Below are 24,182 nucleotides of genomic sequence, written 5' to 3'. Positions count from 1 at the left end.
AGCCAAAATGACAACAGAATTACTTCAACAAGTAAGGATTATCGATCCTGTTTCTCAAACTGATCGAGTTGCAGATGTATCGATCGTGGATGGTTATATTGAACATGTTTCTGACAGAATTTCAGATATTGCAATTGATACGAAAATACATGATGCTCGCGGATTAGTGCTTGGTACGGGTTTGGTAGATTTATATAGCCATTCTGGGGAACCCGGGCGAGAACAAAGAGATACCCTAAATTCACTTTTACTGGCTGCTGCTGCTGGGGGTTTTACCAGAGTTAGCATTCTACCGGATACATCTCCTCCCATTGATAATTCTGCTTTGGTGGGTCAACTACTGCAAAAAAGTAACGATTTGAACAGCCCCCTAAGTAGGAATCAATTGGAAAACAGATTTGTTGCTTCTTCCCTGCTTACTATGACCTCATTTCCTCGTCTGAATATTTGGGGTGCTTTAACTTTAGATGTTGCGGGTAAGCAAATGGTAGAAGTTGCAGATTTAGCTGCTATCGGGGTGGTAGGTTTTGCCGATGGTAAACCCTTAGAAAATTTAGGTTTACTACGAAGAATCCTAGAATACCTCAAGCCTATGAGCAAACCGATCGCAATTTGGCCCTGCGATCGCAATTTAGCATCTAGCGGGGTAATGCGGGAAGGAAAATATTCTATTCGCTTTGGTTTACCAGGAAATCCAGCCATTTCAGAAACTACTGCTTTAGCAGCTTTATTGGAATTAGTTGCTACAACGGGAACTCCGGTACATTTAATGCGTATATCAACAGCCCGAAGTGTTGAATTAATAGCTGCAGCGAAGCAAAAAGGCTTACCTGTTACTGCTAGTACAACTTGGATGCATCTTTTGCTCGATACATCATCTATTGAAAGTTATAATCAAAACTTACATTTAGAGCCACCTTTAGGGAACCCGGAGGATTTAATAGCTTTAAGACAAGGAGTAAGAACAGGTATCATTGATGGAATTGCGATCGACCATAGCCCTTACAGTTACGAGGAGAAAACTGTGTCATTTTCCGAAGCGCCTCCAGGAGCTATTGGTTTGGAATTAGCATTGGCTTTACTCTGGGAAAATTTAGTAGAAACTAATAAATTCACAGCCTTGGAATTGTGGAAAGCACTTTCTAAGGGTCCTGCAGAATGCTTAAACCAAGATTATTCAGCAATATTTCCCGGTCAAAAAGCTGAATTAACCTTATTTAATCCAGAAAAAATTTGGCAAGTAGACACTCCCAATCTTTATACTCTTTCTAAGAATACCCCTTGGCTCGGAAAAAACTTGAAAGGAAAGGTGATGCGAACTTGGTGTTAAGTTTTCAGGAGTCAGGAGTCAGAAGTCAGGAGTTAGAAGTCAAGAGTTAGAAGTCAGGAGTTAGGAGTCAGGACAGACCGCGCTCTAACGAGCGTTAACGCAGTGGGGCGTCAGCACAGCAGGAGTCAGGAGTCAGAAGTCAAGAGTTAGAAGTCAGTATATGACTTTGGTAACACAATTCAATTTCTTTTCCTTAAAAGTGTTGTAATTTATTCCCATACTTCCCACACTTCCCACACTTCCCACACCTCCTTGAAACAGGAGTCAAAACGAAAAAGAAAAATCATTATTAATCTAGGGTTGTCTCCAGTGGAACAGTAAAGTGAATTTGAGTTCCTTTATGCTTTCCTTCGGAAGAAGCCCAAATCTCTCCTCCCAAACTGTGTACTATGTAGCGACAAATTGCTAAACCAATACCAGTACCACCAACACTACGCCTTAAAGAATCTTCTTCTTGGTAAAAGTGATTAAATACAGCTTCTAAATTATCGGGTGCAATTCCTCTACCAGTGTCAGCTACAATTACTTCCAACATAGTTTTGGAATTACCTGTAACGGATTCACTATCATCAACTTTTGCTTGATTTATTTTGACTTGAATATTGATAATTCCATCGATATCTGTAAATTTATAGGCATTATCGATCAATTTAATCAACGCTTCAACGATTCGATCTCCATCAACTTGAATTTTTGGTAAGTTGGGTGGAATTTCTGCTGTCACTTGAGGTAAATGACACTCTTTTGCATTTGCTCTCAAGCTACTTAAAGCTATATCTATAACTTCTTGAAATTCAATAAAATCTGGACGATGGTAAAGTTGTCCATTTTCTAATCGTAGAAGAAGAAAAAAATCTTGAATTAACTGTCTTAAGCGTTCTATATCTCCAAGTGCAATTTCCAGCATTACTTGCTGATACTCTGGAGCCATAGTCGGTTCTCTAATCAAACTTTCCAAACAAATTTGAATAGTACATAAAGGAGTACGCAATTCATGACCGACAATTGCAATCAGATTTTTTCGAGTATGCTCTAAAATTTCTAAATCATCGCAGGAATTGGAATTTTGGAGCTCACCAGACGATTTATCCTTACTTAAGGCGCAGTATAAATCGATATTTTGTTCTAGGGTTAAAAATAGTTTGCATGGGTTTTGCTGTAATACTCTTGGTTGAGTGCGATCTAGAATATCTGCTAGTGCTATGGTTTTCCAACATGGGGAAGCATCTGCAAAATCTTTGGTTTCCTCGTGTTGCTCGATTGATTTTGATTCAAATTCAGAATCTGGTTCAAGTTCACAATCCTGTTTGGACTCCTCCAACTCAGAATCCTGTTCGGAATTTAAGTCGGAAATGGAAAGAGTTGTTTGGATCAAATGACGTAAGCACTCTACATCCTTAAATGCAGTTTCTAATATGATCTGTCTACAATCAGAAGGTATCAATTGCTCTTCAGCCAAACTTTCCAAACATACTTGGCTAGTTGATAAGGGAGTCCAAAACTCGTGACCAATGATGGTTAACAGATGACTCCTAATCCTTTGCAAAACTTCTAACTTCTGACTTAGCCCTACATCACAAACTTTTTGATTTGTCATGGGGAAAATACTTTTGTTGGTTAAATAATCATCTGCTGCGACATTTACTGACAGTGATTTTGTATTTTCACTTACAGAAAAGTCGTCTTAAAGTTAAATATTTTTCTTGAATTACTTAGAATATACTTGGAAAGTTATAAATCAAACTCGAATACCTTTGAAATTCCCCAAATTTAATCAAAAAAGAGTTTACCCTCCCTCCATACCTCACAAACATAAGGAATACATATAGATCGCATCAGTACGCCAAAAAGTAACCGTAGGCTGGGGCATTTGCCAAAGTGCTAGGAGACTTATATCTTTCCAGTGCTTCTAAAAAGAAGCAGACTTTACACAAGCCGAGTTATTAAAAGCTTCGATCGAACTTCAGAGTTTTTTAAGCTCAAGCTCATGAAACAATATTACACTAAAGTTAATAAAAATTAATAATTTATTATGTATATTGCAAACTAGTGGTTCGTCACGAGATTTTGACATGTAATTTCTTGGTCTGTAGTTGGTCTTCAGCCCTGTTTAATATATGTTTTATGCGCTAAAGCACAATTACAGACCTGTTTAATTATTTTTAATGGACGAACAAAGTTCGTAGTAGGCTTCAGATCTGTACTCAAGCTACTACGTATGAACTTCTAATAATTCACACTTTTTAATATATCCAGTGTCTGCTGAGGCTTTACTAGGGTATTGGCACACATAATTCCCGAAGCGGCGACGGCTGGAACTCCAATACCTGGCATTGTACTGTCACCGACTCGATATAAACCTTGAATGGGGGTTTGATTTCCAGGAAATGTTCCTTTTTCTGCAGAAATCGCCGGTCCATAGGTTCCTTGATATCTTCTTAAGTAATGGGCGTGGGTCAAAGGGGTACCAATTAATTCTAAAACTACGCGATCGCGGATATCGGGAATTACTCGTTCGAGTGCGCGATAAAGAGTTTGAGCTTTTTCTTGTTTTCGGGCTTGATAATCTCGATCGCGTTTCCAATCGGTGTAGGATTCCAAAGTATATGCATGGACGACGTGATGTCCTTCTGGCGCTAGATCGCCATCCCAAACGCTGGGAATTGATATCATACAGGTATTTCCCGGCGTACTTATATCTCGATTGGGATCGTGGACTACTACATGATGTCCAGTTAAGTTTTCTAAGCCTTGGGCGCGGATACCCAAATGCAAATGCATAAAGCTTTCAACTGCTGGTGTTGCTAAAGCAGTTTTTCGGAAAGAATTAGGTAAGTCTTCAGGGTTTAATAACTTAGTGTAGGTATCCCAAATACTGGCATTGGAAATTACTATCGGTGCTAAGAGAGTTTCACCATTTTTCAAGCGTACTCCTGAGGCTTTACCATTTTCCACTAAAATTTGTTCCACATGGCTTCCCAAACGTAACTGACCGCCCCAACGTTCCAAACCTCGTACCAAAGCATTTATAATTGCCTCACTTCCACCAACAGGGTACTCCACCCCAACACGGGAACGTTCTCCTAGCATAAATGCGACCTCTGGAGCAATAGTTCCGCGAGCTTTTAAACCAGATAACAAAAAACACTCTAAATCAATTAGTGTTCTGACCCATGGGTCTTTGATTGTCCCATCCATTACATTACCCACAGAGGCTCTAACTAAAGATAGATAGGGCAGCATCTTAAACATGTATTCTGGATAACGCCCGAACAGAATTACAAATGACTGCCAATCTGAGCGTAATGCTAGGGCTGGAATTCCTTTCATCGCATCATATAAAGGTAAAAGACGCTGTTGAAAGTACTTTAATTCTTTTGCTCCTGAAGTAGTAATTTTAGCAACTTCTTCAAGATAAATATCTGAATCGCTGTATACAGGAAAAGTGCGATCGCCTAGGTGATAATGTCCCAAAGGATCGTAACTTATAGCAGTAAATGATTCTCCTAAAACATCAAGTATTTGTTTTACGGGGTTCAAACTTTTGGCGGTAGTTAAACCACAATAGAATGAAGGTCCGGAATCAAATTTAAATCCTTTTCGTCCAAAACAATGGGCTGCTCCACCAGCAATACTATGGCTTTCACACACTATTGTTTTTTTGCCATATCTAGCTAATAGAGATCCAGCACATAAACCACCAATTCCACTGCCAATAACTATGACATCGAAGTTTTGCATTTTTTACCTTTTTATTCTCTAGTCAGTTATTAGCTTTTCACTGTTAATTATGGTTTGAATAGTTACCATAAGTTACATATACCGGTACCAACAAAATTTATTTTCTCAATCTTCGATCTTAATTGCCAATTTTGGATTCAATCCAATATATGAAGGTTATAAGTAATGAGTAATGGGTAATGGGTAATGGGTAATGGGTAATGGGTAATGAGTGATGGGTAATGAGTGATGGGTAATGAGTAATGAGTAATGAGTAATGAGTAATGAGTGATGGGTAATGAGTAATGAGTGATGAGTAATGAGTAATGAGTAATGAGTAATGAGTGATGGGTAATGAGTAATGAGTGATGAGTAATGAGTAATGAGTAATGAGTAATGGGTAATGGGTAATGGGTAATGGGTAATGGGTAATGAGTAATGGGTAATGGGTAATTGCTTAAAAAAACCATTTTATGGCGCTACGCGCAATTAATCAGCCTAACAAAGGTTAAAAGCTTACAAATCTAGCTTTTGGGATTTACCGATTTCCTAACTTTAATTATGTAGTGCTAAAAATCCAAAAACACTTAGAAAGCAGGGGGAATTAATCGTTTTTGTATCTTGAAGTCATTTTTGCAGTATTATTCGCAGAAGCCTGCTCGTTCGCAGCTAAACCAGTATACGGAAAATGCTACTTCAATCACGTAGAAGTAAACTGAGTCAGATTTGCCATCGATCCGACTTTCCGTAGAAAATTTACTGTTGAATAAATAAATGCTAACCGCCATTAACTACTAACCGATGAACGAACCGCTAATTGAATTAAAAGGTGTTTCTAAATCCTTTGGTAGCAATAAAGTTTTAGACCGTTTGGACTTAAAAATCTACCGAGGAGAAGCGCTAGGAATTATCGGTCCTAGTGGTACTGGTAAATCTACTATATTGAGATTGATTGCTGGACTCACAAATGTAGATGAAGGTGAGATCTATGTTCAAGGCGTTCGACGCCAAGGGCTGATAGAAGATACAAAAGATGATCCAGTTGGTATCGGGATGGTCTTTCAACAAGCAGCGTTATTTGATTCCTTAACCGTGGAAGAAAATATTGGTTTTTTGCTATACCAGCATTCTCAGTTATCACCCGAACGTATTCGTCAGTTGGTAAACAAAAAACTAGAAATGGTTGGTTTACCTGGAATTGGTAACCTTTATCCAGCAGAACTGTCTGGTGGAATGCGAAAACGAGTTAGTTTTGCTCGCGCCATTATGTCTAATCCAGATACTCCCCAAGAAGGAGCGGAAGTTTTGCTCTACGATGAGCCGACAGCTGGACTTGACCCAATTGCTTCAACAGTGATAGAAGATTTAATTCGGGATCTACAATCTATGCAGGGGGTTTGCAGTACTTATGCTATTGTGACCCACCAAGAAAGTACTATTCGTCGGACAGCCGATAGAATTATATTTCTATATCAGGGTAAAGTACAGTGGCAAGGTTCGGTTAGTGAGATCGACACAACGGATCATCCTTATATGAGACAGTTTATGAGTGGAAATATTGATGGTCCAATTCAAGTTGTGGGATAACTAACAATTTTGGATAAAAATTGAAAAATTTCAGGTTTAGAACTTTCAGGTTTAGAACTTTCAGATTTAGAACTTTCAGATTGACAACCTTTTGATTTAAAAATTCTAAATTTCAAACTTTTATATCTAAAACCTGTAGATTTAATACTTATAGATTTAGAAGTTTTAGACTTAGAAATTCTAGATTTGAAAATTTTATATTTGGATTTAGGTTTAGGATTGAAGAAATCAAACCTAACTGATATTTATTTTCATAAATCATCTCCTTTTATTAATCATCTCTTTTTATAAATCAATTTTAATTATGTGTAAATCCTAGGACTTTAGAGTCTGAAATCTAAAATCCCAGATCTTGAGGGGAGGAAAAATGCGAGGTAGTTCAATTAACAGCTTCGCTTCTACGCGAGCATTTCGAGAAGGTTCTGTAGGTTTACTACTCCTACTAGGGCTAGGTGTGTTTGGGATAGTTATCTTATGGTTGAACAGGTTAACTGCTGCTGGTAATTCTTACAAGGCGATTGTGGAATTTAAAAATGCTGGTGGAATGCAAAAAGGAGCTGTAGTTCGTTATCGAGGTGTCAAGGTTGGTAATATTGCTCAAGTACGCCCCGGACCAAATAATGTTGAAGTGGAAATTGAAATTAACGATCCAAACTTAATCATCCCCAAAAATTCTAAGATAGAAGCCAATCAGTCGGGGTTAATTAGCGAAAGCATTATAGACATAACACCTAACGCATCATTACCCGAAAATCAAAAGTTTGCCAAACCTTCGGAGAAAAGTTGTAATAAAACACTTATCGTTTGTAATGGTTCCCGTTTAAAGGGTGAGATTGGCGTTAATATTGACGAACTAATTCGTTCTAGTAGCGCGTTCACAAAACTTTATTCCCAACCAGGTGTTTATGCTAACGTCAATGATGCGTTACAAAATACTTCTAAAGCTGCAGAACAATTAACATTACTCAGTAAAGATGTTTCTAAATTAGTTAGAGAAAGCCAAAAAGATCTAAATACCTTTTCCTCTGCTGCAAGTTCGGTTGCAACTGCTTCCAAACAGGTTACTGCATCAACCAACGAAGCAATCAAGCAATTTGGGTCTACGGCTAACGAAATTGGTGCTGTTGCAAGAGAATTTAGTAACACCGCTAAAGATATTAGTTTGACAACAAAACAGGTTAATACTTTGTTGGCTAATGTAGACGATCTAGTGACGAATAATCGTTCTTCTTTAGTAACAGCGTTAGATAATGTAACCCAAACCAGTCAGCAGCTACGTCAAACAGTCGAGAGTCTTTCACCAACTATTAACCGCTTAACTCAAGGGGAATTGGTGCAAAATTTAGAAACTCTTTCAGCTAATGCTAGCCAAGCATCGGCAAATTTACGTGATGTTACTAAAACACTTAACGAGCCAAATAATCTGTTAGTTTTACAACAAACCTTAGATTCAGCAAGAGTTACATTTGAAAATACTCAGAAAATTACTTCTGATTTGGATGAATTGACGGGCGATCCAAAATTTCGACAAAATCTCAAGGAACTCGTTGGTGGTTTAAGTGGCTTGGTGTCCTCCACACAAACAATAGAGAAACAGGTTCAAGTGGCTTCACAATTGGAATCAGTGAAAACAACCTTAGAAAATTCTCAAAGTACTGTTTCTAAAATTGCATTAGAGCAAAATAAGGAGCTATCAGCCCCGTCAAAGTCAAAAATTCGTACTAAAACAATCAAGCCCCAAACAAGTAGTAAAGATAAAAATTCCACACCAGAAATTTCTTCATCTTCCTTAAAATCAGAAAAATCGGAAAAATCAGAAAATTTAAGGCAGAAACTCAAAAATTATCGGGAAACAGGTGTCACAAAAGAGAAGTAAATCATAGGGTCAATAGGAAATTACATTGGGAATTGGGAAGAAAAAACTAAATTCTTACTCATTATTCCTTACTCCTAATTCCAATCCTGTTCTTTCTTTTTTCCACGAAGTTCATATATTCCGGCTTTTTGATGAATAATACGAGTTTTTTCAAAAAGCTCCTCTTCTGTTAACCCCCACTGTTTCATGATCCCATCTAATTGTTCTTGAACATCCCTCGCGCCAGGAAAACCACAATAACGAATTCTTAATCTTGCCAACTCTGCTAAATTGTAGTCGGTTGCCTCTTGATTGAGTAAACTATCAACCAAGGGACGTTCGCGATTATAAAGTGGATGTTGCTGGTCTTTATTAGTTTGACTCATATTTAATTTTGGATTGTATACTTAGAATTTACTGTTGGGGATACGTAGTTAATTTATTGATTCTAAGCTGCAAAGTAGCGAACCAAGGGCGATTTTTGCCCAAAAGACGGCTACCACACCTGGGTGCTTACGGCTCTCCCCACTGTCAGCTTACTTTCAATAAAGTTACATTGTCCTTAAGAAAATACATAAACACAAATATTCAAGGTGAGGGTCAATGTCTCTCATCCAGCTCGTTCAGCAAGGGAGCAAGAACCCAATATGTTTGAACATTTCACTTCCGAAGCTATTAAAGTAGTTATGCTCGCCCAGGAAGAAGCACGTCGACTGGGACACAACTTCGTTGGAACAGAACAAATTCTCCTGGGTTTGATGGGAGAAGGAAATGGGGTTGCTGCAAAAGTGCTGACCGACTTGGGGGTAACCCTCAAAGATTCCCGACTGGAGGTAGAAAAAATCATTGGTCGGGGTTCTGGTTTTATTCCGCCAGAAATTCCTTTTACTCCTAAAGTCAAGAGTTTATTCGAGCAATCATTTAAGGAAGCTCGAACTCTGGGACATAATTACATTAGTACAGAACATTTACTTTTAGGTTTAACTGAAGCAGGGGAAGGTGTCGCTGCAAAGGTTTTACAAAACCTAGGCGTAGACCTTCAAGATATTCGCACTGCTGTAATTCGTTATTTGGGTGAAGAAACACCAGTATCGGTTACTCCTGGTAGTGGGGGATCGAGACGAAATAAAAAGCTGACTTTAGAAGATTTTGGTCGAAATCTTACCAAGCTTGCTCGAGAAGGTAAGCTCGACCCGGTTGTTGGTCGCCAAAAAGAAATTCAACGTACAATTCAAATTCTTGGTCGTCGCACCAAAAACAACCCCGTGTTAATTGGCGAACCAGGGGTCGGTAAAACTGCGATCGCTGAAGGTTTGGCGCAGCGGATTGTCAATCAAGACGTTCCTGAAGTTTTGTTTGACAGACAGGTATTTAACCTTGATATGGGGTTATTGGTGGCTGGTACCCGCTTTCGAGGTGACTTTGAGGAACGTCTGAAGAAAATCATGGAAGAAGTTCGTTCTGAGGGGAATATCATTCTCGTCATTGACGAAATTCATACTGTGGTTGGTGCTGGTGGAATAGAAGGTAGCATGGATGCTGCAAATATTCTCAAGCCCGCTTTAGCTAGGGGAGAACTCCAATGTTTGGGAGCAACTACCCTTGATGAATACCGGAAGCACGTCGAAGGGGATGCAGCCCTGGAAAGACGTTTCCAACCAATTATGATTGGCGAACCGTCCGTTCAAGATACCATTGAAATTCTCCAAGGTTTGCGCGGTGCTTACGAGCAACATCATAAGGTCACTATCACTGATGATGCTTTGGTTGCAGCTGCGGAATTATCAGATCGTTACATTAGCGATCGCTTCTTACCCGATAAAGCAATCGACTTGATTGATGAGGCTGGTTCACGGGTCAGATTGCGCAATTCCATGAATTCGACTAATCGGGAATTAAAACGCGAACTGAGAACTGTAACTAAATCCAAAAATGAAGCGGTTCAAATCCAAGATTTTGATAAGGCTGGTAAGTTACGCGATCGCGAATTAGATTTAGAAACCAAACTGCAATCGGAATCAGAAAATCAGCAGTTTGTTAGCACTCCTAATGTGAGTGAAGAAGATATTGCTCAAATCGTAGCTTCATGGACTGGGGTACCTGTCAACAAGTTGACGGAATCGGAGTCGGAGATGTTACTCCACCTCGAAGATACATTGCACCAACGACTCATCGGTCAAGACCAGGCTGTTACGGCTGTTTCTCGAGCAGTTCGCCGCGCTCGTGTCGGTTTAAAAAATCCCAATCGACCCATTGCGAGTTTTATTTTCTCTGGTCCAACGGGTGTTGGTAAAACCGAACTGGCGAAATCTTTAGCTGCTTACTTCTTCGGTGCGGAAGATGCGATGATTCGCTTGGATATGTCCGAGTATATGGAACGTCATACTGTTTCCAAATTAATCGGTTCCCCTCCTGGTTTTGTGGGATACGATGAAGGCGGACAATTGACAGAAGCTGTACGGCGCAAACCTTATACCGTGTTGCTCTTCGATGAGATCGAGAAAGCGCATCCCGATATATTTAACATGCTGCTGCAGATTTTGGATGACGGACATCTTACCGACGCCAAAGGACGTAAAGTGGACTTCAAGAATACTTTGATTATCTTGACTTCCAATATTGGTTCCAAAGTAATCGAAAAAGGTGGTGGCGGTTTGGGCTTTGAGTTAGATTCAGAAGTCGATGCTAGCTACAACCGGATTAAAACTTTGGTAAATGAGGAACTTAAAAGTTTCTTCCGTCCAGAATTCCTCAACAGACTCGATGAAATTATCGTCTTTACTCAACTCAATAAAGACGAAGTCAAGCAAATTGCTGACATATTATTGAAGGATATAATTAACCGTCTCACAGAGAAGGAAATTACTCTGGAAGTTACCGAGCGCTTCAAGGAACGTGTAGTCCAAGAAGGCTACGATCCTAGTTACGGTGCAAGACCTTTACGTCGGGCGATTATGCGACTGTTAGAAGATTCGTTAGCGGAAGCAATTCTCGGCGGTGAAGTTGGAGCCGGTGACACAGCGATCGTTGATGTTGATGATGACGGTCAAGTGGTTATCAACAAGTCAGAAAAAGCAGAATTACTTTTAGCCGGAGTTAGCTAATAGTTAGCTAATATTTATACCAAATCACCATTTTTGCGCTAGAATGCAATCGTTACTCAAAACACTTTTCCCCCAGGGGAAAAATCTGTAGGATTTAATGTCCTTTGGCAAACATCAGGTGAAATGGTAATAATTAATTTTGCCCCTGGTAGTGGTACCAGGGGTTTTTTGTTTGCGTAATTTAGAGCTGGAAGTCTTTCTGATGTTCTGTTTTGAATGGAATGGGGGACAGGGAACGGTTAATTTCTTATTTCAAGAGTTAGTATTATTTTTCAAAATTTTTTGAGAAAATTATGGTTTATATTACCCAACCAAATCCTGCAGTTATTTATACTTTTAAGCTTTTTTTGATATTGTTGGAATTTGTACATTTCACTCAATAAGTCACAGCAATATTGCTTTGGTAAACCGCAGGTGAGAGCAACGCGCTGCACAGAATAACAATAGGACAAATAGGTGCGATACGCGGAACGCCTCTTAGGCGTTTATCGGGGGTGACTTGCGTTAGTAATTTGTTAACTACTGCATTAAGTTTTTGAATTAAAAATTTTTTATTTTCTTTTCCCTATTCCCCGTTCCCTGTTCCCTTTTTATTACACCGTTGCAATTGGTGCATGTGAGTAAACAAATTCCAGCAATATTCCTCTGGTAATCCACAGGTGAGAGCACCACGCAATACAACATTAAAATAGGTATCATCAGGAGCAACTTCCGTTGGTGATTTGTTAACTACAACGTAAGTACGAACCTGACGGTAGAGTTTTTCTGAAGTATTTTCTGACAAGCAAATATCTACAAATTCTTGTTTATAAGCATGGGGAGAACCTTCCCGTCGATCCAAGCGAACGCTCAATCTTTGGGGTAAATGGTAAAGTACTCCATGAACCGTACTGTTTATATCTGGAACTACATCAAGTACACCACATTTACGGGTTGGAGAATAACGGTAAAATCCCAATCTATAATTTTTCAGAATTCCCGTACCCACCACATAAGGATGTATTTTTTCTCCCATTGTCCTTTTTAGATCCACAGGACACATGCAGGAACCGTAAGCGAAATAGTAGAAGTGGGAATTGGTCATGGGTAAGGAGTAAGGAGTAAGGAGTCAGAAGTCAGGAGTTATTTCTCATTATGTTATTTCTCAATACCTAATTCCTAAACTTACAGTACTTTCCAAGCCTCCCACACTTCCCACACTTTCCCAATCACCAATCAAAGCGGTAACGTCACAATAAAACTCGTTCCTTTTCCTAGTTCGCTTTTGGCGGTAATCTTACCCTTATGGCGTTCGACGATTTTCCGACAAATAGCTAAACCCATTCCCGTACCTTCATATTCACTGCGACCGTGCAAACGTTGAAACACATTAAAAATTCGGTCGAGATATTTTTCGTTAAAACCAATTCCATTATCTTTAACAACAATTTCACACCAACGTAAATCTTCTTCGGTTTCTATCTCTTGGGAATATATATTGATTAAAGGTGGAACGGAATCACGATGAAATTTTAAAGCATTACCAATCAAATTTTGTAGTAATTGACGAATTTGTAAAGGATCTGCATTAATTGTGCTTAATTTTCCAATCTCTATCTTTGCTTGGGTCTGTTGAATCCTAATTTCTAAATCCGATAAAACTCCTTCAACAATTTGAGTTAAATCTACTGCAATAAAAGGTTGTGCTCTTGTAGTGATACGCGATAGATCTAACAAATCTTCGATTAAGTTTTGCATTCTCCCAGCAGCATTTTGCATTCTTTGTAAATAATCTAATCCTTGGGGAGAAAGGGATTCACGACAACTTACTTGCAAGCGATCGCCAAAAGCTTTGATTTTTCGGAGTGGTTCTTGCAAATCGTGGGAAGCAATGAAAGCAAATTGCTGTAATTCTTCGTTTGAACGTGCGAGTTCTTGACGTTGTCGGGTTTCTTGCTCGAGTAATTTAGCCTGGGAAATAGCTATCCCGATTTGGTCTGCAAGCTGACGTAGGAGTTCTGTTTCCCAGTCAGTCCATTCACGAGTATTTGCACATTGATGAGCAATTAGTAAACCCCAAATTCCATCGGGTAAAAGTATTGGTACTACTAAATTTGCTTTGACACCAAACTGCTGCAAAAATTTGACATGACATGGTTTGATATCTGATTTTTCTATATTTGCAATTGCACTTATTCGCCCTTGACTATATTTATCAATATACTTTTCGCCAAAACAGGGGTCATTGATATCTTGATCTAATACCACCGGTAAACCAGGAACTACGGCTTCCTTGACTACCAAAATTGAATTATCGCTAAGTAAACGTAAAATCAATACTCTATCGGCATAAAGTAATTTTTGTACCTCTGTTACTGTAGTTTGTAAAATTTCATCTACTTGTAAGGACTGACGAATTTTTAAAGTGACGTTTGCAAACAATTTTGAACGTAAATTTTGACGCTGTAATTCCTCTTGAATCAGTTTGCGATCGCCAATGTCCATCATGGCTCCAATCATACGCAAAGGTTCACCGTTGCGATCGCGAACAACATAACCCCGATCAAAAATATAAGCATAGGAACCATCTGCGCGACGAAAACGATATTCATTTGACCAATCCTGTTGCTCGCTATCAACAAAAGCATAAATATCGCGAATTATTTTGTTTCTATCTTCCGGGTGGATATGTGCATACCACAAGTCAGCATCACCTTCTAATTGTTCGGGTGAATAGCCAAACATCTTTTGTACGCTTTCATTCCAAGAAATTTGATTGGTCTGCAAATCCCAATCCCAAACCGCATCATTAGTCGCACGAGCAATTATTTGAAAACGTCTTTCACTTTGACGCAATTTTTCTTCCGTACCTTTGCGTTCTATTGCTGTTGCTAATAAATTTGCAGTTGCTTGTAAGAAATAAATATCATCTTTGCTAAAGCTACGGCTTTCCGATGTATATGTTCCTAAAACACCAAAGGGAATTCCCCTACTTTTAATTGCCACACATATACTACTAGTAACTTGATGCTCAACAAGCAATTGTGGAATTGTAAATCGTACTTCCCTACTAATGTCTTCACTAATTACTACTTCTTCACTGGATAAAGTATACCCAGGTTGAGATTCCTGTTCATTTTTGATTCTTGTGTGACCTACAACCCCTTTATCCCAACCCACACCGGCTCGTAAAATAAAAGCACTTTTATCATCAAGCAATTCCAATACTTGACAATACTTAACATTCAAGCATTGAGCTACTATTTTAGTCGCTTGCTGCATGAGAGCACCTAATTCTACTCCAGCCAACGCCATTTGACTTAACTCAGCCAAAAGTGCTTGTCGATTTGCATATGCTTCTAAAGCTGATTCAGCTTGTTTGCGAACGGTAATATCTACATCTACCCCAGACATTCGTTCTGCTACACCCAAGCGATCGCGAAATACTACCCCTTTACTGAATACCCAACGAATATTACCATCCGGCAAAACCATACGATATTCCAGATCGTAATCGGTACCCTTTTCTATTGCTCGACGAATTGCACCGTTGACTCGTTCGCGATCTTCAGGATAAATACAGCATAAAAAAGTTTCGTAAGAGCCATCAAAAGTACCTTGTTCTAAACCAGATAAAGCTTCTCTGTGACCTGACCAGATAATCTTATTACGGAGGATATCCCAATCCCAGGTTCCCATAGATGCAGCAGATAAAGCCATTTTTAGCTTAACTTCCCGCGCTTTAGCTTGCTGGGTTTGTTGTCGTAATTCTTGCATCATTAGACTTGCATCTAATAAACGGCGAACTCGCTGACGCAGTACTGACCAGTGAATTGGCTTGGTAATATAATCTGTAGCCCCAACAGCAAAAGCTTTTTCTACAGATTTTTCGTCATACATTGCTGTTATAATTAGCATAGGGGTATTTGCTCCCCCTGGAAGATTATGTAGTCGCTCACAACAAGTTAAGCCATCCATCACTGGCATGAGCGCATCCAATAAAATTAGATCGGGTTTTAATTGATTATAAATAACTAAGGCTTGCTCACCATCATTAGCTTCTACTACTTGATAACCTGCATACTCTAGTAGCTCGCGTAGATGTATTCTTGTTAAAACATCATCATCAGCAACTAAAATTAAATTATTCATATAAAAAGAATTGGGAGCAAAATATAAGAAACACAACTTAAGCAAAATACTCTCATTCTATTTATATTAACTTTTTTATATTTTTTAATAATTATTTATACATATCATCTTATTCATTAAGACAAACATGTGGTTTCTCTGAATGAAAATATTTGGTGCATAAAACATACCAACTCCTTATTAGTATGTTCTCTTTAAGTTTTACCTTGTAAAAATTACAACATAATTTCTGAATCTAATTTATGTGGTCTGATGCGAAGGAAACAGCTTGAGACTTAAACATTTGAGTTTCAAATATTTAAAATCATATACCTTCAAATGACATAACCTCAAATTCAGTAACTCAAATTCAATAACCCAAATTTAAACAGCTTGGAAATCAAAAACTTAGAGATAAAGAACTTAGGATTCAAAAAACTTAGGATTTACAAACTTAAGCAAGTAGGCGAGAAAAAAGTAACCTATGTAATAAATAAATATAAAATATCTGTATTTGGCTCGTAGTAGCGCTTTAGCGCTAAAGCGCTATTCCAAACTAGTTATGATTTTTCTTCTTAACATACTTAGATTAGTTTTGAGGCAAAACTTTATGAAGTTTTTGTAGTAATGCTTGAGTCGTATAAGGTTTCTGAAGAAAAGTTACAGCATTGCCTGTATTTTTACCCGGTAGATTTTCACTATTCATTAAACCACTCACCGCAACAATTCGCACCTGAGGATTCATTTTCCTTAGGGTACTAATAGTTGTTGCTCCATCCATATTTGGCATCATCATATCAATGATGGCAGCACTGATTTTATTTTTATACTGAGCATATATAGCAACTGCTTCTATTCCATCACTAGCAGTAATAACTTGATAATTATGATGTTCCAAAGAATTTTTAGTAATTTCTCTAATTGCTGGTTCATCATCAACTACCAAAATCAATTCTCCACAACCCGAAGGAGTAGCTGCAATATCTTCTACCAATTGTTCCAGGGAAACATTACTTGCTGGTAAATAGACATGAAAACTTGTTTCTTGACCTACACGACTAGAAACGCTGATGAAACCACCATGACCTTTAATAATACCCATCACAGTTGAAAGTCCCAATCCGGTACCCTGACCGAATTCTTTGGTGGTGAAAAATGGTTCAAAAATTCTTCCTAATAAATCATTTGGAATACCAACCCCAGTATCCTCAACCTTGAGAAGCACATAAGAACCAACCTTTGCTTCCAAGTTCATTTGAGCGTAATTTTCATCGATAAAAATATTCTCAACTGATATCCTTAGGGTTCCATCTTCTAAAATTGCATCGCGAGCATTGAGACATAAATTCATTAGTACCTGATGAATTTGGGTATTGTCCCCATAAACATCCCATAAATCAGGCTGAATATCGATTTCTGTCCGAATTGATTTGGGAAAAGTCTGATCTATAATTTGCTGCATTTCCAAAATCAAATGCTTCATCTGCAATAATGTGCGATCGCCTTCTATCCCTCTTGCATAGGAAAGTACCTGTTTGACTAAGTTTGCACCACGCTTGGCATTTTTTTCAACGATTGATAACATTTCAGTCATACTTTCATCTTGAGATTTAAGCTTCAATAGCTGTGCTGACATCAAGATTGGAGAAAGTACATTATTTAAATCGTGAGCAATACCACTAGCTAAAGTCCCAATACTTTCCATTCGCTGAGCTCGTAGAAATTGGGTTTCTAGTTGTTTTTTCTGAGTAATATCAGTATCAACCACCATAATAGACTTTGGTTTGAAGTTTTCATCTTTTACCAATGTCCAACAACTATCAACAATAATTTCCTTACCAAATTTACTAATTTTTTTTAATTCTCCCCGCCAAATCCCTTTTTCTAGTACGGTATTTAAAATTTCTTCTGAATGTTTAAATTCTGTTTTTAATAATCGATTAGCATTTTTGCCAATAACTTCTTCTTCTTTCCACCCATAAAGTTTTTCGGCACTCTTATTCCAAAGTAAAATATTGTTATATAAATCTCTCAAAACAATTGCATCTGTAGTTAAATCTAATAATGCAGCTTGTTCTCTGATTTTTTGTTCTACCTGTTTACGTGCTGTAATATCTTCTAAAATATACAAACGCCCGAAATCTAATCCATCATTTAAAATCTGTCGAGAAAAACGTCGAATTGTTCGACCATCAGGTAACAATATTTCATCTTCACAGATACATTTTTCTGTTGATTCTGGCAAACAAGTATCAAATGGAATAATTCCCATTGATTTTTGGCATGCTTCCATCACATCTGCATGCTTTAAGATATTCCTTTCCATTACTTCTTTGAGTTCTTCAATCCCCCAAAGTTCTCGGAAACGTTCATTTGCAAATAAAATATTTTCTGTCGTATGATCGACCACATAAAAAGCAAGTGGTGACACACTGTTCATCGAACGTAATAAAGCTTCTTTCCAGCGTAAATTTTCTTCGTAATTTTTCCTTTCAGTAATATCTTGAAAATAAATTGATAATCCTTCTTTAGATGGATAAGCATGTACGGAAAACCATATATTTAGTGGAGCATAGAACTCCTCAAATTTAACACTGACTTGTGCTGATAGTGCATGGTGATATTCTTCGTAAAACCTAGATAGTAATGATTCGGGAAATTCCTCCCAGATACTCTTTCCTAAAAGTTGTTTTCTTGTTCTTTGTAAAAGTAATTCTGCTTGTTGATTAACATAGGTAAAACACCATTGACGGTCTAATGCAACAAAACCATCGGTAATACTTTCAAAAATATTTGTAATTCTATTTCGTGCAGCTTGTTCGTTAACTAATAACTGTAACCGCTCTGATTCTACCCGTTTGGGCTCGGTAATATCTTCAACAAAATAAGCAAATCTTTGACGTTTATTATCGCAAGGAATTGGCGAAACTGTTATTTTGAGCCATATTTTTTCCGTAGGTTTATCATAGGAATCTTCAAAGGTAAGGGGTAAATTTTCATTACTACTTTCTAAATATCTTTGAACCCAAACTTGTAAATATTGTTGTGGTAGGTTCATTTCACTAAGTAAGCGATTCCCCATTTCTTCCGGGGTCATCTCAAATAATTCTGCAGCAGCAGCATTACCAGAAATATGCAAAATATCATCATCAACAATTTCAATTATCCCCATCATCATTGGGGCACTCTCAAAAAAGCTATTAATAATACCTTGACTATCTCTTAGTGCTACCTGCGCTTGTTGGTATTCTTTTTTTATATCTACTAGTTCAGATAAATTTCTTTTAATTTCTAATTGTTTAATCACCTGACGACTGATAGCTTGTAGTGATTTGATTTGTTTCTCGCTAATCTCTCTTGGCTCAGTGTCAACAACACACAAGGTTCCAATGTCATGTCCCTGGTAAGTAATTAGAGGTACGCCAGCATAAAATCTAGCAAAAGGATAAGATTGAACTACAGGGGAATTCGCAAATCGCTCGTCAGCTAAAGTGTCGGGGATAATTAGAACATCATTTTGTTCTATACACAAAGGACAAAATCCCATACTTCGGGGCATTTCTTCCACATCTAAACCTACTTTAGCTTTGAACCACTGGCGGTTGATGTCAATCAGATTAATCAGTGCTATTGGTGTTTGGCAAACTTGCGCCGCTAAAAAAGCCAAATCATCAAATTCTTCTTCTGGAGAAGTATCAAGAATTCGATATTGATACAATGCCTCAATCCTTGCTAACTCTTTTTTAGACAATAGAGAGTTCATCAAATTTTCCTACTATTGCTGTCATTATAATTTTCTTGAAACTGGCTGGCAGATATTTCATTACTAAAGCAGGAAATCAATATTAGTTACAGCCTATAAGGTTATAACTACTATGTATTTAGCCGCAAAAGACATCTTTATTCCTATTGTTTACTGAGTAAGATTCTCACACCATTTGCAATTAGCGTATTTCAGAGCAGATAATTTTTGTTGTGCAGAAAATTAAAACTAGGCTTCAAGCTCTAGAAATAAAACGATAACCGCAAGGTTTTGTTTCTATTGAATCATTTTTGAATGTTTTTAATTAAGTTCAGCTATTTTTATCACCTTAATTATAGTAATATGCCCTATAAATTACCATTAATTCTGATTTATCTGTCTGCATGTTCTTAGTTATACATATTAGAAGCTACGTAATTATTAGCGTTTTTGTCAAGAGTAAGTTTTTACCAAACAGTTATATTCACAACATTTGAAAATTACAACATTTTGAAGTTTATATTTCAAAATAAATGTTCGCAATCAATATTGGAAAATTTCGTTATAAATTTGACTTTCCATTATAAATATTCCTTGCAAGTAAACAAGAGACTGTTGAATACAATACGAAAGGTTGCGTGTGAAGAATATATTAAACTTTTTTTTGTATGATGAAGCAAAAATAAAAGAGAAAATATTTGTTTTTTCTAATTTTAACCTTTAAATTCGATGTTTAAAATCGTTTAATATTTTCTCTAAACTAATTTCTTTAAATAACTTGTTTAAAATGTTTGCACAAAAAAATAGATTCTAGCAATCAAATATATTTCTTGTATGGGCTGCTAGTCTGCCTTTACAAGAAAAATTGAGTTTGTCAAATATGTTTACTGTAGGGTTATTACTAACCACTAGGCATTAATCAACAGTATTTAATAAATGTTTTTGCTTTTTAGGAACCCCCTTTAATTCCAAGTCTGATGCATTGAGTGCGATTTTGCCATACAAAATGTAACAATATTTAAAATGCCTTGAATAACAGTTTCATAGCCAATGGATCTAATTTTCAAAAATCCCGGAAGTACCTCTATTAAACCAAATGCTGAAGATAGCTTCGGTATTAGCTTTGCGCCATTGTCACCAGATGAAGCTTATATCAAAGCTGATGACCATGCTAATGGTGCTGTAGTCATGATGAGTGGTATGGTTCGCAATCAGACTGATGGTAAAGCCGTTATTGCGCTAGAGTATCAGGCTTATGAACCAATGGCGTTACAAATTTTTTATCAGATTGCTGCTCATATCCGACAACAATGGACTGATGTTAAGCGAATAGTTATTCAACACCGGATAGGACGTTTGCAAATAGGTGAAATTAGTGTACTAGTTGCTATTGGCTGTCCCCATCGTTCTGAAGCCTTTGAAGCCTGTCGTTATGCGATCGATACTCTCAAGCATAATGCTCCAATTTGGAAAAAAGAATTTTGGGCTGATGGTTCTAGTACTTGGGTAAGTATTGGTGCTTGCGAGCAAAATTGCTAATTAATTTTGAAGTTTTGAAGTTTTGAAGTGTTGGAATTTTGGAGTTTTGGAGTTTTGAAGTTGTGAAGTGTTGGAATTTTGAAAGTAGAGGGGGTAATTTTTGTACACCTCTATACTTAACACCTTTTGATAACTAGTTTTTTTTACTAAAATCTCTACGAAGAAACTTGAAAATTAAAAACATCCCATCATTCATTTGTTGAAGCCTGACTGTTATATGTCCAGCAAAACAATAATGATGGGATAATTTATGTCTGAGAGTGAATTAATTTTTCTTTTCTAAATTTTCTGGACTAGTCCGGTTCAAAAAAGAAAAAATATGCCTACTTAACTAGCCCCTGGAGTCGTTGCATAAACACTGATTTTTTTACGACTTTTACCTTTTCTTTCAAAGGCTACCACTCCATCGATGAGGGCAAAAATTGTGTCATCTTTGCCGATACCAACATTGTTTCCAGGATGAAACTTGGTACCGCGCTGACGCACAATAATATTTCCTGCACGAACAGCTTGACCGCCATAACGCTTCACACCTAGTCTTTGAGCATTTGAGTCGCGACCGTTACGGGTACTACCCGTTCCTTTCTTATGAGCCATGATTTTCTCCTGTGTTTGATTTTAAAATTAAGGATAAAGGTTTACCATACCTTATCTGTTGGCAAATTTTTCTTGGTGAATATTCTTACCTTACCAAGTCTTTCGGAGTAATAAGTAATAAGTAATAAGTAATAAGTAACAAAGCAAAAGCTTATTATCATCAAGCAACTTACAGTTTTGTTAAACTTATGCCGTGAGTGCGTACATTATTTTTGTAAGCAATAGCAAAATTGATAATATCCTTATTCATGAATAAGGCACAAAAATCAATTCAATAGTTGATTTTTCTGACTTCAAGCAGAAGTCTTATTCATTATTCATTACTCATTACTCATTACTCATTACTCATTACTCACTATTCTGCACTAGCTTCTGCAGGTGTTGCGCTGCTTTCTTCAGTCGCTGCTTCTGTCAAAGTTGAGCCATTCAAACTGATAGAGTCAATCATCAATCTGGTAACTTCCTGACGATGACCGCGCTTTTTGCGAGTTTTCTTTTTGGGCTTCATTTTGTAGACCAGCACTTTGCGATCTCTGAAGTGTCGCATTACCGTACCTTCTACAGTCGCACCACTTACCAATGGCTGTCCTATGTTTACTTCACCGTTGTGCTGTACGAGTAAGACTGAGTCAATGGTAACTTTTTCATTTTCGTCTACAGAGAGTCGCTCGATGTCGTAAAAACGACCTGCTTCGACTCTAATTTGTTTGCCGCCAGTTTCAATAATTGCGTAGGTCATGGATTTTATTTAAAGTTGCCGTACAGGTAGCTGGGATATTTTAATTTCCAGCATTTGCCGTCTGTTTACCTGATCCGAGCAGGAGTTACACAGTAAGCAGTTTAGTATTTTAACAAAATTTCGGAGCGACAATATTATTTTGAGCCAACTTAATTTGAATCATATCTACAAAAGTCTCAGATTTACAAAATAAGGTTTAAAAGCATAAAGCTAAGAGCATCAAAGTAATTATGTACTATTTATTCGTGCTTCTATGTATTCCCCCTGAAATAGATAATTGCTCACAAAAAAAAATTATGTTGGTTTCCGAAATGATAAGTAGGGCTCTGTAGTTAATAGGGACACAACACAGGACAGCACCAAAATTTCTGGGTAGCATCAGCCGCCCAGATTTTTTCTTTCTTATCTGCTTTTATCAACCTTATCTGCTTTTATCAACGGTTATTTGCTAATACCTACTGGAAATGCTAGCACTACAATGGCTTCAGTTGTTATACTCAGCGAATTCAAATCCATAGGTCATTTACATTAATCAATCATTTACATTAATCAATCATTTAAATTAATTAATCATTTAAATTAATAAATAAACTATCACTTCATTCGCACCTTAATCTCTGAATGTAAATCCCAAACATTACTGATTACCATTTACAATTATTTGAGCTTCATGAAAAGAATTGATGTTGAAAAAAGAACTATTTTTATTGGCTTAGCGGGTAGTCATGGGTATGGATTAAATCGTCCAGATTCAGATTATGATTACCGGGGAGCATTTATTGCACCAAAAAGATATTATTTGGGTTTTGACCGAGTAGAACAAAAAGATTCTGGTTGGAATGAGGAAGGAATATTTCCATTTTTAGATGGAGCGACAGATACGGTTATTTATGAGATTAGAAAATTAATCCAGTTATTATCTGGTGCAAATCCCAATGTTTTAGAATTATTGTGGTTGTCAGAATATCCTGTTTTGACATCGGTGGGAGAGCTGTTAATTGAGAATCGTCAGTTATTTTTAAGTAAAAAGGTTAAACATACCTATTCTGGCTACGCGTCTGCTCAAATCAAAAAGATGGAAACCCATCGTAAGTGGTTGTTAAATCCTCCCCAAAAAAAGCCGCTTCCTACTGATTTTGGGATTGAAGACGAACCACTACTGACAAAAGAAGAACTGAATACTTTTTTGGAATATCTTTATCTATTAATTAGAGGTAAGGTTGAATTTTTTGAAGAAGCCGAGCAGTTATACAAGTTATTAACTGCAGAAGTTGATTTTAAAGGTTTGCTGAAACAGTATGTTTTACCGGATGAAACTTTAGAGTACACTCAAAACTTGACGAATAGTCGTAAGGATTTTATTCGCTTACTCAAAAAAAGCCAAAGGTATCAGGTCACTCTACGAGAATGGAAAGCTTATCAAGCTTGGAAAGAACATCGAAATCCTGTGAGGGCTGAAATGGAGAGAAAGTCCGGTTTTGACCTCAAGCATGGAATGCATTGCATTCGATTGCTTCGCAGTGGATTGGAAATATTACGCACCGGAGAACTAATTGTCGATCGCAGAGTTGCTGGTGATGCAGAAGATTTGAGAGCCATTCTCCGAGGTGAATATACCTACGAACAAGTCATGAAAATGGCTGATGATGTTGTTGTGGAGATGGATAAGATTTACGAAGGTTCTAATTTACCAAATAAACCTGATTTAGATAAAATTAACGATCTGTGTATAGAACTTGTCGAAATGCAAGGGTTTTAAAAGTTTAGCAATAGAAAAAAGAAGAGGAGTCAGGAAAATAATCAGATTGACCTGAATGTCTAATATTTAATAAGTGAGAATAAAAAATCTTGTAGATTCA

The 24,182-nt window shown here is 37.3% G+C and carries 14 protein-coding genes; 6 read left to right on the top strand and 8 right to left on the bottom strand.

Annotated features, from left to right (window positions below; genetic code table 11):
* Positions 1 to 7 precede the first annotated feature (7 nt).
* Entirely contained in the window at positions 8 to 1,330 is a 1,323-nt protein-coding gene (locus QNJ50_RS03905) for a dihydroorotase (protein ID WP_300632233.1), read from the top strand.
* Between the two features lie 289 nt (positions 1,331 to 1,619).
* Here the strand turns inward: QNJ50_RS03905 and QNJ50_RS03900 are convergent, their stop codons facing one another.
* Together QNJ50_RS03900 and QNJ50_RS03895 are read right to left on the bottom strand one after the other, a co-directional pair.
* Positions 1,620 to 2,927: an ATP-binding protein gene (locus tag QNJ50_RS03900; protein WP_300632230.1), complete on the bottom strand. Its 1,308-nt coding sequence runs from the start codon at positions 2,925 to 2,927 to the stop codon at positions 1,620 to 1,622.
* 629 nt (positions 2,928 to 3,556) lie between these two features.
* Positions 3,557 to 5,071 carry an NAD(P)/FAD-dependent oxidoreductase gene (locus tag QNJ50_RS03895; RefSeq protein ID WP_300632227.1) on the bottom strand — a complete coding sequence of 505 codons (1,515 nt, stop codon included), beginning with the start codon at positions 5,069 to 5,071 and terminating at the stop codon, positions 3,557 to 3,559.
* Positions 5,072 to 5,851: 780 nt separating this feature from the next.
* Between QNJ50_RS03895 and QNJ50_RS03890 the strand changes: the two genes are divergently transcribed.
* Entirely contained in the window at positions 5,852 to 6,637 is a 786-nt protein-coding gene (locus QNJ50_RS03890) for an ABC transporter ATP-binding protein (RefSeq protein ID WP_300632224.1), read from the top strand.
* Between the two features lie 367 nt (positions 6,638 to 7,004).
* Entirely contained in the window at positions 7,005 to 8,513 is a 1,509-nt protein-coding gene (locus QNJ50_RS03885) for an MlaD family protein (protein ID WP_300632222.1), read from the top strand.
* 74 nt (positions 8,514 to 8,587) lie between these two features.
* Here QNJ50_RS03885 and QNJ50_RS03880 read toward each other — a convergent pair whose 3' ends face one another.
* On the bottom strand, positions 8,588 to 8,878 hold the full coding sequence (locus tag QNJ50_RS03880; RefSeq protein ID WP_300632219.1) for a DUF3288 family protein: 291 nt from the start codon (positions 8,876 to 8,878) through the stop codon (positions 8,588 to 8,590).
* A gap of 261 nt (positions 8,879 to 9,139) precedes the next feature.
* Between QNJ50_RS03880 and QNJ50_RS03875 the strand changes: the two genes are divergently transcribed.
* On the top strand, positions 9,140 to 11,596 hold the full coding sequence (locus tag QNJ50_RS03875) for an ATP-dependent Clp protease ATP-binding subunit (RefSeq protein WP_300632216.1): 2,457 nt from the start codon (positions 9,140 to 9,142) through the stop codon (positions 11,594 to 11,596).
* A 565-nt stretch (positions 11,597 to 12,161) separates the two neighbouring features.
* On the opposite strand, the gene QNJ50_RS03870 is transcribed toward QNJ50_RS03875, so the two are convergent.
* From QNJ50_RS03870 to QNJ50_RS03860, 3 genes are all read right to left on the bottom strand, one after another.
* Positions 12,162 to 12,680 (bottom strand): gamma-glutamylcyclotransferase, encoded by a 519-nt coding sequence (locus tag QNJ50_RS03870; RefSeq protein WP_300632214.1) that lies wholly within the window; start codon positions 12,678 to 12,680, stop codon positions 12,162 to 12,164.
* A 131-nt stretch (positions 12,681 to 12,811) separates the two neighbouring features.
* Positions 12,812 to 15,727: a PAS domain-containing protein gene (locus QNJ50_RS03865; protein WP_300632211.1), complete on the bottom strand. Its 2,916-nt coding sequence runs from the start codon at positions 15,725 to 15,727 to the stop codon at positions 12,812 to 12,814.
* Between the two features lie 568 nt (positions 15,728 to 16,295).
* Positions 16,296 to 19,469 carry a PAS domain S-box protein gene (locus QNJ50_RS03860; protein WP_300632208.1) on the bottom strand — a complete coding sequence of 1,058 codons (3,174 nt, stop codon included), beginning with the start codon at positions 19,467 to 19,469 and terminating at the stop codon, positions 16,296 to 16,298.
* Between the two features lie 1,029 nt (positions 19,470 to 20,498).
* On the opposite strand from QNJ50_RS03860, the gene QNJ50_RS03855 reads away from it, so the two are divergent.
* Entirely contained in the window at positions 20,499 to 20,987 is a 489-nt protein-coding gene (locus tag QNJ50_RS03855; RefSeq protein ID WP_300632205.1) for a molybdenum cofactor biosynthesis protein MoaE, read from the top strand.
* A gap of 327 nt (positions 20,988 to 21,314) precedes the next feature.
* On the opposite strand, the gene rpmA is transcribed toward QNJ50_RS03855, so the two are convergent.
* A complete protein-coding gene (gene rpmA, locus QNJ50_RS03850; RefSeq protein ID WP_300632203.1) occupies positions 21,315 to 21,584 on the bottom strand; it encodes a 50S ribosomal protein L27 in 270 nt (89 codons plus the stop codon).
* Positions 21,585 to 21,939: 355 nt separating this feature from the next.
* Positions 21,940 to 22,323 carry a 50S ribosomal protein L21 gene (gene rplU, locus QNJ50_RS03845; protein ID WP_300632201.1) on the bottom strand — a complete coding sequence of 128 codons (384 nt, stop codon included), beginning with the start codon at positions 22,321 to 22,323 and terminating at the stop codon, positions 21,940 to 21,942.
* A gap of 670 nt (positions 22,324 to 22,993) precedes the next feature.
* Here rplU and QNJ50_RS03840 point away from each other — a divergent pair.
* Entirely contained in the window at positions 22,994 to 24,082 is a 1,089-nt protein-coding gene (locus tag QNJ50_RS03840; protein ID WP_300632200.1) for a nucleotidyltransferase domain-containing protein, read from the top strand.
* Positions 24,083 to 24,182 lie beyond the last annotated feature (100 nt).

The organism is Mastigocoleus sp. MO_188.B34 (assembly GCF_030065675.1).
GTDB lineage: Bacteria > Cyanobacteriota > Cyanobacteriia > Cyanobacteriales > Nostocaceae > Mastigocoleus.
The sequence above is the reverse complement of the archived record's forward strand: the minus strand, read 5'-3'. Positions and strand labels throughout refer to the sequence as shown.